Genomic DNA, 13,534 nt, shown 5'->3' with positions numbered 1-13,534 from the left:
GTTGATGTAGCCTTTTGGTGTTTTTCATAACCCAGATGCTCATCCATTTCAGCGTTCAATGCCGCTTCAATGGTGATCTTCTTCAACATCTGGCTAAACTCGTTCAAATCCTCAGGTGTTTTTATGCCTTTGGCCGCTTCCTTTGCGAAAGCTTCAAGTTCTTTTTTGTTCATTTGCATCTGCCTATCATTAACTCTCAATAGAGTATGTTGTGATAGGCAGTTACACAAAATTAGTTACAGACTCTTCACTTCAACATAAGCTTTTTAACAAAATGCGTGAGTACCTTAGATTGCTTAAGCATCAAATGGGTACGAAGTCTGGTTTTTTTGTCGCTATGCAGTATGCTCTTTGCATGACTTAATGACACAAATCCCTCTTTTCCATGATACTGCCCCATCCCTGAATACCCTACTCCGCCAAAGGGAATATCTTCTACCGTAACTTGCATGACCACCTCATTAATGGCCAAGGTGCCAGTACGTAAGGTTTTACTGACCTTGTTAATTAATGATGGGTCATCGCTAAATAAATAGGTTGCTAAAGGCCGTTCATGCAACTCAATGTATTGCAAAGCTTCTTCAACATTATCAACGACCACTATCGGGAGGATCGGGCCAAATATTTCACTTTGCATCACCGCCATTGCTGCACTTGGGTTTATCACTAGGTGAAGACCCATACGTTGATTTGAGTTTTGATCTGGTAATGAAGGCCATATCGTTGCCCCCTTAGCTTTTGAATCGGCCAACATATCTTGTAATCGAGAAAATTGCTTTTGACTAATAATGCTAGATAATTTCTCATCGCTTTCTTGCTTAGGGTAATTTGCCTTATATTGCGCTTTTAACTCTTTAATTAGCGACTCAGATTGTTGCTTGGTGACTAACACGTAATCTGGGGCAACACATATTTGACCGCAGTTTAGCAACTTACCAAATAGAATTGTTTTAGCTGTGTGTTTAATATGCGCGTCATCAGCAACAATCACGGGGGACTTACCTCCCAATTCAAGCGTTACTGGCACTAAGTTTTTGGCAGCAGCAGCCATTACTTTTTTGCCAATCTCGGTCGCCCCAGTAAAAAATAAGTGATCAAATTTCAATTGCGAAAACGCATCAGCCACCGTGTGATCGCCTTCAACTATCACACAGTGTTCTGTGAGCTCCACAAACAATTTTTTAATCACTTTGTTAACTTGAGGCGTAAACTCGCTTAGCTTTAGCATCACTCTATTGCCGGCAGCAAAAGCAGTTGCTACCGGTAAAAGTGCCAGCTGAATTGGATAGTTCCAAGGAGAGATAATTCCGACCACTCCTTTGGGTACATATTGCACCGATGCTTTAGAGGGCCAAAGCATGATACCTGCACTGCGTTTTTGTGGTTTCATCCAAGACTTAAGGTTGGAGCACATATATTCCAACGCACTCACGGTAGGAATTATATCGCCAAATACAGAATCAAACTCTGTACGACCGTTAAAGTCGTCATTAGCAGCCATAACCAATTCATCTTTATGTGCAACAAGTGCCTCTTTAAGTGTTTTGAGCAACTTGATCCTAGCCTGCAAATCTTGATAAGGCTCACCAGAATAGGCCATTTGTAATGCCATTAGCTGCTTATTCAATTGTGAAATTGGTTCTACATGCATTGAGTACATATCCTTTTAAGTCGTTGGACCACTATATCAAGTGACAGTTGCAACGCAAAGTGTTCGATAGTGAGTGATTTCTTTTAACTTTAATAACCAAATAACCATGCGCCAACAGTCAAAGTTAATGTTGTGATCAATATAATGGCAATGATGTTCATCGCAAAACCGGCTTTGATCATATCTTTTATTTTTAGCTCCCCTGAGCCAAAAACGATAGCATTGGGCGGTGTCGCAACTGGCATCATAAACGCGCAACTAGCCGCAATTGCAGCAGGAATAACCCAAATTAGTGGCGTACCTGCAATTTGCTCTGCAATTGGCCCCAGTAATGGTAAAAATCCAGCTGCTGTCGCTGTGTTACTGGTCAGTTCGGTAAGAAAGCAAATCAATGCAGACACCAGCAATACACCAACAATGATGGGAACCACTGATGCGCCAGCAAGCGAATTTGCGACATAATCAGCAAGCCCAGAGCCTTTAATTTGAGATGCTAAAGTTAATCCACCACCAAATAGCAGCAATATTCCCCAAGGTAATTGATTGGCTGACTCCCAATCCATAATACGCTGCTGAGGTTGCCCAGAAGGAAGCACAAACAACATCAATGCCGCCACAATCGCAATGCCGGTATCCGTGATATCTAAGCCACTCCAAGATGATAAATACGGGCGCAATATCCAGCTAACAGCGGCAAATACAAACACCGCAAACACGTTCTTTTCTGCCAATGACATATCACCCAAAGAGCTCAGCTGCCGTTTAAACAGACTTTCTAAGTCAGCATCACAAGACGTTGTTTTTACCTTAAAGGCAAACCGCGTTAACCATAGCCAACAGAGAACTATCATCAACACGCTAAATGGCACAGCTAAGATCATCCACTGCGCAAAGCCAATTTTTATTTGATAATTTTCCCATAAATAAGCTGCCATCAGCGCGTTGGGAGCAGTACCAATAATTGTACCAACCCCACCAATGCTAGCACTGTAAGCAATCGCTAAAAGGAGTGCTTTACCATAATTATCACAATCGCTGCCGTTATCTCGCAGAACATGGATCACAGATAAAGCAATGGGTAACATCATCAGTGTTGTTGCGGTATTGTTTATCCACATGGATAAAAATCCGCTTACCAACATCATAGCTAATATCTGCACTTTGGCATTATTGCCACAGCGCAGCATAGTGTGAAGTGCTATACGCCTATGCAATTGCCACTTTTCCATGGCTATTGAGATTAAAAACCCACCTAAAAACAAAAATATTAATGGATGAGCATATAAGCTCGTTGCAGACTTAATATCATTGATACCAGCCAAAGGAACGGCGATTATTGGCACTAACGAAGTAACAGGAATTGGCACAACTTCACTAACCCACCAAATAGCCAGCCAGATTGCCAACCCAGCGGTACGCCATGCCTCTGGCGATAACCCTTTGGGGGCATCGGTTAAGCAGGTAAGTAAAAATAAACAAGGTGCTAAAAAAAGTAATAGCGTATTTGAGTTAAAATTATTATTGGTTTTTTCGTTCATATCAATCGCCAAAGAGTTAAGCCTTGGCACAAGGGTAAACTAACATTTTGCACAGAGTATGAAGGAGAGCGTAAGCGACAACAAGAGTAAAGGTAAATAAATCGTTAAGTAGGGTTAGCACATCAGCCTCTACCCTACTTAACAGACCATTGGCAGGTTATTGCGCGTTAATTGTCAATGTCACACCACTGCTGGTGCTATAACCCTTAAGGCCAATATACCAAGTCCCTTCAGCTGGCGCATCAAAGCTACAAGACTCTGAGTTACCATTTTTATACGGACGACAGTCATGAACTGTATCCGATACAGGGGTTGCATGTTTAACATACAGGTCCACATCTCCTGTACCACCAGATATAGTCACCGTTAAGTTGGCATATCCTGCTACTAAGCTTTGCTCAAAGTTGAGCCAAGCGCCACGGTTAACACTCAAGTTGCTTTCTTGACGATTTATAGGTGTTGGTCCATCGCCCACAGTCTGATAACTCCCTGTAAGGCTAACACCGCTTATTTGATTCCAAGCTTCGACCATAACGTGATAAGTACCCACTTGCACATTTGAGATATCACAACGCTCATTGCTGGTCGATGTGGTACTTTTGCAATCATAGCTTTGTAATGTTGGCTTTTCACCAAACTTAACATAAAGGTCCGCATCTCCTGTGCCACCAGCTGTAACAAAGTTTAAAGAAGTGCTATTGGCTGGTACTTCAAGCGTATAAAACAGCTGTTGCTTTGATGTGCCTGATATGCCAGTTTTTGCCACGCCATTCACTAATTTGTTATCTGGCTCTGGATCAACTGTACCTGCATCTTTGGCAAGTTCTGCTAGATACGTAACTGCCAATTTTGCAAATTTACTAGAGTGATTGGCATCAAACTCAGTGTCATTGATAGTGTGTATTTTCCTGTTACTGTCAGACATAGAAGACTCAAACGGCATGGATGCCGCGTAGCCTTGCTGATACCAAGAGGCGTGATCTGAACAGCCATAGCCACACTGATCAAAGCCATAACTTATTGATGGCAGATAAGTGTCAATTAGCTGGCCTAAAAATTGGTTTTGCGCGCTATTAGTATAATCGGTCATCATTACAATATCTTGCGTGCTACCATTTCGACCAGACATATCAAATTGCACCATACCTACTACATTTTTGTTTTGTGATTTATACGCTTGCGCAATCGCTTTAGAGCCTCTTAAACCCACTTCTTCAGCAGCATATCCCATAATCTGAATAGTACGTTTAGGCTTAAAATCAGTTGCAACAATTGCACGTAATGCTTCAGTTAATACTGCAATACCCGACGCATTATCATCCGCACCGGGCGCCCTGCCAGAGCTAGGATTTGACGAGTTAATAGAATCTAAGTGACCGCCAAGCACAACGATTTCATCTGCTTTTTCATTGCCAAGGATAGTTACAATCACTGATGATTGCGACCAGCTATGACTGTAATACTCAACTGTAATGTCGCTTCGAGATGCACTCAATTGCTCCCAATGACCTTTTATCCATTGCGCCGCATCTACACCTGTTTGCTGGGTGTAGTAACGGTTATGAAATCCAGTAAGCGTATTAACCGTGTTGGTTAAGTTATTAGCAGAAATCTGACTTAATAGACTGTTTACCCTATCAGGATTATCAATGGTATAGTCAACAAGCAGTGGTGTGATGGTACCTTGGTCTACCTCAGCTAATTGCGCCAAATATTGCTGAGCCTCTTGATAAGAGCTATGCGCAACAAAACCACCACAGCGGTGATAATTATCGTGCATGAAGGCACTTAGCTCACCAACCATACCTTGATTAACTTGCATTAAATCGGCGTTTGAGAGGCCACTTGTCTGAGTATTGACCGATAGACCACTCATCATATTTTTTAATTGGTAATGCTTAGCCGCATGTGGGTCTATGGTCACCCAAATTTTTTCATCGTCTAGCATATCCGCTTTTGCCACAAAACCAGCGATTAGGCTGGCTCCAACTAAGGACAATGTTATTGCTTTATACATGTTGTTTTCCTTTACTGTTGCATGAAAAAGGGAGCAAAATCTGCTCCCTTAACACTGTGTGGATTAATTTGCTTTGATATTAAGCGTTACACCACTTGCGGCGTTATAACCACGTAGGTCGATGTGCCAAGTGCCAGCTTGCGGGTTGGCAATCGTACACGTTTCGTTGTTGCCGTTTTTGTACGGACGACACTGGTATGTTGAAGTTGTCGACTCAGAGCCAAAGTTCACGTACAGATCCGCATCCCCAGTGCCACCGGAAATGGTCACATCTAGTGAAGAATAGCCCGCACTCAAGTCTTGAGTGAAGCGAGCCCAATCACCGCGCGCAACAGACACGTTTGACTCTGTGCGGTCAATTGGTGTTGGACCACCTGTATCAGTTGAGAAGCTACCTGTTAGTGTTACGCCAGAAATTTGGTTCCACGCTTCCACCATCACAAAGTAAGTACCTGCTTGAACATTGCTAATTGCACAGTTCTCAGTAGAGGTTGAGGTTGTGCTCTTACAATCAAATGTATCTAGCGAAGGACGAGCACCAAACTTAACATACAAGTCCGCATCACCTGTGCCACCTGATGTTGCGAAGTTCAAGTTAGTCGCACCAGCTGGTACATTTAAAACAAAGAACTGCTGCGCTTTTGACGCACCAGAGATACCAGTACGAGGTACTCCATTAAAGATTTCCTCATCTGTTACTGGACCACCACAGTTACCACCTGGGCTTGCGTTTGAGTTTACACCCACTGCAGCAAGTGCAGCTTTTACATCATCGGTATCGAAACCTAGCGCACAAGCAGCATCGATAGCACCATTACCCGCTAAGTCCCAGTTAGTATTGGCTGTCCAAAACTCTTGGTTAGCTTTAGCCATGACTAAGAACGCCTTCTTAGTATCCCACCCTGCTGTCGTTGCAAGGTTATAGAATGCTTTGTTGAATACACCTGAGCTGTGGTGAACGTCCATACCAGATGTGTAATCAGCTTGATTGTCGATTGAACGGCCATCTTGCGTTGGGTTGTTCATATAACGAAGTGCGCCTTGTGACTTAAATATTTCTTGGCCTACTAGCCAATCATTTGTACCCTTCATGTAAAACTCAGCTGCCTCACCAGACATATCTGAGAACGCTTCGTTCAAACCACCTGATTTACCACTATAAACAAGTCCAGAGTTTTGCTCTGTAAAACCGTGACTCACTTCGTGCGCAGAAACATCTAGGCTTACTAGCGGATAAAATCTATCTTTACCATCACCAAAAGTCATGGCGCTGCCATCCCAAAACGCATTTTCATAGTTGTTGCTATAGTGAACACGCATTTTTAGCTGGAAGGACAATGGCGCAGTACCGAGCCAATCGTTATACATATCAAAAACAACGTTACCGAAGTAATGTGCGTCGTTTAATGGAGCAAAAGCGCCGTTAATTTCTTTGGTGGTGTTTTCTGGACAAGTAAAGCTATGTGCCGACGTGCCTGATGTACCATGGTTTAAATTAATCGTTTTTACATTCGTGTTATTCATAGTACAGGTGCTGCCTGACTGGCTCACATTCAAATAACCGTAATCTGTGCCATAAACATAACGACCTGTTTTTTGGTTGCCACCAGGGCCCGTGCCATCAGCATGTTGTAAGTTTTCATAGCTGAACAGTAACTCGCCAGTATGCGCATCAATGATTTGATATGGACGTGAAGGATTGTCTCCATACACAACGTACTGTACCTCATAGGCTAAGTACGCCTTTTTGTTTTTCTTGTTAACCCATACCACCAGCTTTGAGGTTTCATTATGCTTTTCAAGCTTGTCGCCCTTAGCATTTAACGCCTTCATACCATGCGCTTGTTCTGCACGTGCAATCGCCATATCTATATCTAATGTTGGCGTTACTGAATATAAGTCAGCAGCAATATCAAACACGGCTGCACCGTGAGCAAATTTCAACTGGTTATTTTTATCAAATGATAAAATCACAGTGTCGCCAACGACCGGTACACCTTTATACATCTGCTGATAACGGCGTGTTACATCACCGTTAGGTTGCTTGAACTCTTTAAGCAAAACCAACTCATTGTCAGCACTTAAACCCACAATATCACGAGGCTTAGTTGAAAGAACCGATACAGCTTGCGAGTTAACGGCTGTATTAATAGTTGGATTTTGATTTAAAAATTGCTTGTTTGCAGCAGCTGCAGTGCCCATTTGGGCTAAAGCTAATGCTGAAAGTGTGGCTAAAGTGATATTTGATAATTTCACGTTTACGCTCCAAATTGTTGTTTATGTTGTATCCGTCAGTTGTGCTGACTTTCATTGCAAAGATGTCTAATTTAAAGACCCTTCGCTAAATCCAGCTTAGTTGAGTGGATAAAAAAAACACAACAAAAATTAACAAAAAATATACAAAAACTTGATAAATAATATAACCTTATAAAACATAAAGTTAGAAATAATTAATAGTGAAAGTAGTTGCAGACACGCATATTTTGTAAATATTGATTTACATTTATTAACATAATATTCAAGCGCAAATACTTAGCTAAGTCCCATGTCAAATAAATTAACCAAAAAACAAGGCTTTTGTGGATTTAATTATCTAATTATGGCAACGTAGTTAGCTCGATGTGACAGAGTTGTCGCTCCAATTTGCTAGATACAAATGTAACAACGTAAAGTTTTGAGAACGGAAATGGTGATAGATTAAAGATGCTAGATATAAAAAAGCGCAGTTAGCCAATAGAAATATGGTGAACTGCGCTTTTTCAAACGACTAAATTCAAGTTTTTACATAGTAATCATATGGTTATCCCAATGCAGAGCATGATTCATACGCAGCTCTTTCGTAGCAAGCATGCCATTGCCTGTACTTGCGATAAACTCATCTTTAAAAGGCGCTATTCCCGCACAATCTATCTTAGTTTCAATTTTCTGTAACGTTTTGCTGTGTCTATCCCAATGTCCTACTACCCCACCTCTTGGTGATGTAACAGCCAAAGTATTACCATCATTAGAAACAGCTAAGCTGGCAATATACTGTTTAAAAGAGCGCCACTGAGCTTCATTGGCTGCTAACGCCTCCAACGGTGACCCTCTGCGGTGTGAAAACACTAACGGCTGGATATGATGTGCGGCCCCTTGATACTGACAACCGACATAGACGGTATCATCGCCAGACAAACATAGGTGGCGAGTACTAAGCTGATGATCTGCTGGGGTCACTTGCTCAACAACTTCACCCGAGTGTATATCGATATAAGTCAGATTTGGTTTCATGGTATCAATATTTAACTTGGTTCTGGGGCTGGCTGGATGCGTGTGGATCCCGCCATTAGCCACCACAAGCGTATCTTGATGCTTTAGCATTGCCAGCTGGTGTGGACCAATACCACCACTATTAAATTGAGCTTCAACTTTATAGTCATTGGTATTTCTAACAACAACTAGCCCTTGATAAGCTTGGTAAGAGTCATCAAAGCGGTTTTCAGTTGTGTATAACAGTTTGCCATCTGAGCTTAAAGTTCCATGACCAAAAAAATGCTGGTTTTCACCACTGTCGATTTGTTGCTTGATTTTATTTTCTTTTACATCAATTACGTACATTGTACGCCCTGGGCGTCTAGAAAAAGCTAACAACAAATTGTCGTGCGGCACATAACACAAGTCATGTGCTCTACTTTCAATACCCACCGAACCTAACAATTTACCGTGTTGGTCAAACCAGCCAACAAAGTGCTTACCCTGATTATCAGTATAAGCACTGGCAAATAGGCCGGATGCATTCACACTACAACTACTCAAGGCGGGTGCAATACAAATGCTTGCAGTGATCGCAAATATGCTTTTGCAAAACCTTCTTCGAGACATCGTGCTGGTATATGCATTTGGTAACACAGTTAATCTCCGTCGTTAGTATTAAACCCAGGCGCTAAGCCCGTAATTTGTACAAAATCACTGCTCATCAAGCTACGTAAATTCGCTATAGTAGTTGCCAGCGTACTAAGCTGAGCACGTCCTTCATTCGTTGCAATTAGCTCTTTCATTGGTTTGTATTGTGTTGCGTCGACAGCATCGTATACTGCTTTGAAATGCAGGCTAATTTCCGTAGCTACGTCCTCTCTTTGGTTGACTTGCACTAAGTAATCATCAAAACCAAAGCCGTCAGAACCTAGGTATAGCTTTTCAAGCGCTTGGATATTGGCTTTGATATTGTTCACAGAGGTTTGACTGAAAACACTTTCGACCAATTCAACTTTACCCGGAATTTCAAGCCCTAGAGGGTCATTAATCTTGTTATCTCTAACAATCTCTAGATATTCAAACCAGATAGTCAAAAGCTTTTCCAGTGCCTGCTTTTTACTTGAAAACGAACCGTTTCCTGCTTTGAAGGCGTTACCATAGCCAGCCTGCCATGCGTTGATACTATTGATTATCATGGTATCGACATTTTCGGTTATCGAACTTAAATATGCACAACGCGTGGTAAAGTCAGCAGACCCAAGTAGTGGCTTATCGGTATTGTAAATGATGTACTCAAACGCAGGTAACCCTTGTACTTGGTGCTTTAGGGCCGCAACGCCTTGCGAAAAATCAGCCTGCTCGGCTATTAAGCTCTCGACATCATTAGCAAGTTTGTCAGCCGATATTGGCCAGAACTGAATTCTTGAATAGTGAAAAGTTTCAGCGATCGGGCCCATTTTTATTGTTCTTGCTTGTTGCCAAGCTAAGTTGGTTTGTTGCCATGCAGCTTGGAGCAAAGCTAAGCTGTTTTGATCGCGCTGTTCACTAGCGCAAAATGCTGTTGTTTGCGCTTTTAATGCCAAAGCGTACTCGTGTACTTGTTGGTAAGTTGGCGTAATAACAGCATCAACCAAACTCGTGGTTAATTTGTCATAGCCTTGATCCGCGGTGAGTTTATTTTGCGTACTCGCGTTGTCGCCTGTGCTGTTATTGTTCTGTTGGTTATTATCAACCTGTTTAGTATCAGAACCACCGCTACCGCCGCCACAACCACTTAATGACGCGGTACTCATGATGGCAACACAGGCCAATAGAATTGCTTTTTTATCTGTAACTAACATTATAATTCTCACTAAGCTTATATCTGTTGTAAAAAGTAAATTAACGCACTGCGCTGTTTGGCAGACAAATTCATAAAGTGTTTTTTGATCTCATGCGCTTCACCGCCATGCCATAAAATCGCCTCTTCAAGTGTCCGTGCTCTACCATCATGTAAATATGCTTCAAACCCTTGTACGCGCTTTTGTAACCCAATTCCCCACAGCGGTGGAGTACGCCACTGAGCACCCGATGCAAGATTCTCAATCCCTTCATCAGCAAGTTCCTTCCCCATGTCGTGCAGTGCAAAATCAGAATAGGGGTAGATCTGCTGAGCTTGTAACGCTGCAATGGGATAATCTGGCCGCGTTTTATAAGTTGGCGTGTGACAACTATCACAACGCAATTGATAAAATAGTGTTCGCCCTTGCTGGGCTCGCTCACTGGTTAAGTCTCGTGCTTTGGGAACTGCTAAGGTTTTGTTCATATAAACCGTTAAATCATGCAGCTTTTTCGGAATGTCGAGCGTCCCTTTAGGGTCTACACTGGCGGCTGTACGACACATCAGCTGCACATCCGTACAGGCTTCTTCTGGAAAGATTGGATTGGTAATGCCAATATCATTGACAAACGCACCAGCTACTTGCTGCTCTAACGTGGCATGCAGCCCCTTGAAGCCAAAACGCCCTATCTGTAGTTGACCAGTTTGCGCATTTTTTACCATATTGTATTGGGTTTTAATGCCATCACCGTTAAGATCGTCAAAGTCTTGTTGAGCCAATAAGTCTTGCTCACTAATCGCATCAATTAATCCCATACCGTAAATTGCCGGTGCATAGCGTGGTGACAAAACAGTGTTGGGCTCAAGTTTACCGTAACCCAATTGCTCTAGATGGTAGCTAGGTTTTCTTAAACTGTATGTCGAGCCATCTGGATACTCGCCCTTAATTATCTGATACTCAACCCGCACCTTGCCCTCACCGATGACAGGTTTAGTAAGCTTGTGATGCGATAGTCTTATAGCATTGGGCTGCAGCTGACCACCGTAGTGTTTATCAGCACCAACACCATCATTCTTTAGTAATCTGAACAACAACGCAGGAGATGCATATTCACCACTGCGGTTCAATCGCCCTCTACCGCCATCGTTATGGCAAGCTTTGCAGGAACGAGCATTAAATAACGGCCCTAATCCGTCCCTATCGCTGGTGATAGCGGGTGATGCAACCCAAGGATCTCTGAAAAATGAAAAGCCATCCCAGAAATCTAATTGCTCAATGGTAGGAATATTACCAGCAGGATGAATAAACGTCCTTTTTGCCGTCCGACTTGCCGTAGCCTTGCCACCGGGTAACAGCTCTTGCTCAGAAAAAGCAGGAACAGTTACACTTGGCTTTTGCTCTAAAGCAAACTCCTGAGCATTTAGCGGTGCACTGTATAAAGCAGTTGCGCTAGCTAGTAGCGCAACAACTAATAGGTGTACTACATACATTAGAGCGAGCCTAAAAACGCCAACAATGCAGAACGCTGCGCTTTATCCATATTGATAAATGCTTGCTGCGATGCTTTAGCCTCTCCGTCATGCCATAAAATAGCTTCTTGAATTGTCCTTGCTCTGCCATCATGTAAAAATGTGGCTTTTGGATTAACCGTTTGCACTAACCCGAGACCCCATAATGCTGGCGTTTTCCACTCTGTTCCTGTAGCGTCCCCTTCTGGGCGCCCATCGGCTAACCCTTCACAACGTTGTACATAAATACATTGCTGACCTTGTATACATGATTGGCCATCCGCAAGTTCTTTAGTTACGCGGCACGAGCCACCCATATCATGTAGTAGCAAATCGGTATAGGGATAGATAACTTGTTGTTCTAAAGCAGTAATATTGGTTCGTGACTCAGAGAGTCCAACCAAGTCTACGTCTCCTAATACACTGCCAGGTGCAGCACCTGTTTTATGGCGAGGTACGTGACATGCGTGACATTTAGCCGCATAAAATTGCTCACGTCCTGCTAAAATGTCTGCTTGCCAAGTTTGCGTACTCACATCAAATCCACGACGCGTTGGAACAGCCAGTGTACGGTTGTAAAACTCAACTTGTGCTAAATCTACATTGCTTAAATCTACACCATCATGGTGCTTATTATTTTCAAGCTCAGCCTGTGCAATACAAGCCTGTTGTGCTTCAGTACAAGGCTCGCCAGGGTTAATGGTGTTTGTGACCCCCATATCTCCGCGATAAGCACCAGATATCTGCTGTAAGACAGAGCCAGTCACTGCTTTTTGTCCAAAGCGTGCTATTTGGCGCTCACCTGTTACAGGATGAACAGTATATGCGGCACGCCCGGAGATACCGTCTTTATCAGCATCGTTTGGATCCTCATACGCAAGCAATGATTGCTGCGCAATGCTCTCAAGTAAACCAGAGCCATAAACATGTGGCGTTACGCGGGGAGAAAATTGTACATTTTCAATAAAGTCTCCGTACGCTAAGTCTTTAATTTTATAAATAGGCTTACGAAGTTCATAGCTTTGACCATCAGCAAAGGTGCCAGTAACTGTCTCATATTCAACCCACGTATAAGCCTCTCCATAAGCAAGTCCTTCGTCGAGTGCTCCTCGGTATTTGGCCAGCGCTGCTGTGCTTTGCCCTGCGATTGTCCCGAATACCTGTAATTGGTCGCCGTAGACTGGCTCGACGTTACCTAAGTTGTCGCCTACGCGCAAAAACATACTAGTCATAGGCTCATCAATACTGGCTGGCACTTGCCCGCGTCCATCTTTGATATGACAACCTTGGCAGCTCGTGTTATTAAACAGCGGACCCTGACCATCATGATTACCGCGAAATGTATGATCACCAGCTTTGAAAACTGCATCTAGTTGAGGTATGTCAACAATCGCAGGTATGGCTTTACTGTAGGCGTTATTGTCGATGATAGTTGTTGTAGCTAACCCAGCGCTAAGATGTTCGCCGTTATCTGGTTTATTGATTAGCAGGGGATTCAAGCCATCTTCTAACACGATGTTAAAAGCACGTGTATCCGTTGATGTCTGCTCACCTTTATCACCTCCATTGTTCTGGTTGTGATTATCCGAAGTGCTTTGTGAACCACCGCCACAAGCGCTTAAACCCGATATTGCTAGAAGTATAAATAGTTTATTAAATGAGTGTGTCACTTCAGTGCCCCTACATCTGAGCATGTATCTATGCGTCAGAAACTGAAATGGCTGACATTGAGCCAGCCTAAATGAGTTATACAAATAACCTCAGCA

8 protein-coding genes and 1 pseudogene are annotated in these 13,534 nt (G+C 42.9%); all 9 read right to left on the bottom strand.

All coding sequences use genetic code 11. The features are described 5' to 3' along the window. A pseudogene (locus tag HC733_RS16245) lies at positions 1–173 on the bottom strand (IS256 family transposase); the annotation flags it as partial. A 74-nt stretch (positions 174–247) separates the two neighbouring features. Then, positions 248–1,651 carry a coniferyl aldehyde dehydrogenase gene (locus tag HC733_RS16240; RefSeq protein ID WP_190366066.1) on the bottom strand — a complete coding sequence of 468 codons (1,404 nt, stop codon included), beginning with the start codon at positions 1,649–1,651 and terminating at the stop codon, positions 248–250. An 89-nt stretch (positions 1,652–1,740) separates the two neighbouring features. After that, complete coding sequence (locus tag HC733_RS16235) at positions 1,741–3,189, bottom strand: SLC13 family permease (protein ID WP_190366065.1); 1,449 nt, start codon at positions 3,187–3,189, stop codon at positions 1,741–1,743. Positions 3,190–3,346: 157 nt separating this feature from the next. Beyond that, the gene (locus HC733_RS16230; protein WP_190366064.1) at positions 3,347–5,206 is read right to left on the bottom strand and encodes a M28 family metallopeptidase; all 1,860 of its coding nucleotides are present in this window, start codon (positions 5,204–5,206) and stop codon (positions 3,347–3,349) included. Positions 5,207–5,269: 63 nt separating this feature from the next. Continuing rightward, on the bottom strand, positions 5,270–7,462 hold the full coding sequence (locus HC733_RS16225) for a pre-peptidase C-terminal domain-containing protein (RefSeq protein ID WP_190366063.1): 2,193 nt from the start codon (positions 7,460–7,462) through the stop codon (positions 5,270–5,272). 525 nt (positions 7,463–7,987) lie between these two features. Next, entirely contained in the window at positions 7,988–8,986 is a 999-nt protein-coding gene (locus tag HC733_RS16220) for a DUF1513 domain-containing protein (RefSeq protein WP_190366062.1), read from the bottom strand. A gap of 110 nt (positions 8,987–9,096) precedes the next feature. Further along, positions 9,097–10,281 carry an imelysin family protein gene (locus HC733_RS16215; protein WP_190366061.1) on the bottom strand — a complete coding sequence of 395 codons (1,185 nt, stop codon included), beginning with the start codon at positions 10,279–10,281 and terminating at the stop codon, positions 9,097–9,099. Positions 10,282–10,298: 17 nt separating this feature from the next. Beyond that, on the bottom strand, positions 10,299–11,750 hold the full coding sequence (locus HC733_RS16210) for a di-heme oxidoreductase family protein (RefSeq protein WP_190366060.1): 1,452 nt from the start codon (positions 11,748–11,750) through the stop codon (positions 10,299–10,301). Further along, positions 11,750–13,438 carry a di-heme oxidoreductase family protein gene (locus tag HC733_RS16205; protein ID WP_342366024.1) on the bottom strand — a complete coding sequence of 563 codons (1,689 nt, stop codon included), beginning with the start codon at positions 13,436–13,438 and terminating at the stop codon, positions 11,750–11,752. The genes HC733_RS16210 and HC733_RS16205 overlap by 1 nt, the downstream gene beginning before the upstream one ends. Positions 13,439–13,534: the final 96 nt, after the last annotated feature.

The organism is Pseudoalteromonas sp. S16_S37 (assembly GCF_014694405.1).
Classification (GTDB): domain Bacteria; phylum Pseudomonadota; class Gammaproteobacteria; order Enterobacterales; family Alteromonadaceae; genus Pseudoalteromonas.
Note: the sequence above shows the minus strand (reverse complement) of the source record. Positions and strands in the feature narration are given on the sequence as shown.

Coding starts and splice junctions, on each gene's coding strand:
- HC733_RS16240 (WP_190366066.1), bottom strand. CDS start 1,651: ATGCATGTAGAACCAATTTCACAATTGAATAAGCAGCTAATGGCATTA.
- HC733_RS16235 (WP_190366065.1), bottom strand. CDS start 3,189: ATGAACGAAAAAACCAATAATAATTTTAACTCAAATACGCTATTACTT.
- HC733_RS16230 (WP_190366064.1), bottom strand. CDS start 5,206: ATGTATAAAGCAATAACATTGTCCTTAGTTGGAGCCAGCCTAATCGCT.
- HC733_RS16215 (WP_190366061.1), bottom strand. CDS start 10,281: ATGTTAGTTACAGATAAAAAAGCAATTCTATTGGCCTGTGTTGCCATC.
- HC733_RS16210 (WP_190366060.1), bottom strand. CDS start 11,750: ATGTATGTAGTACACCTATTAGTTGTTGCGCTACTAGCTAGCGCAACT.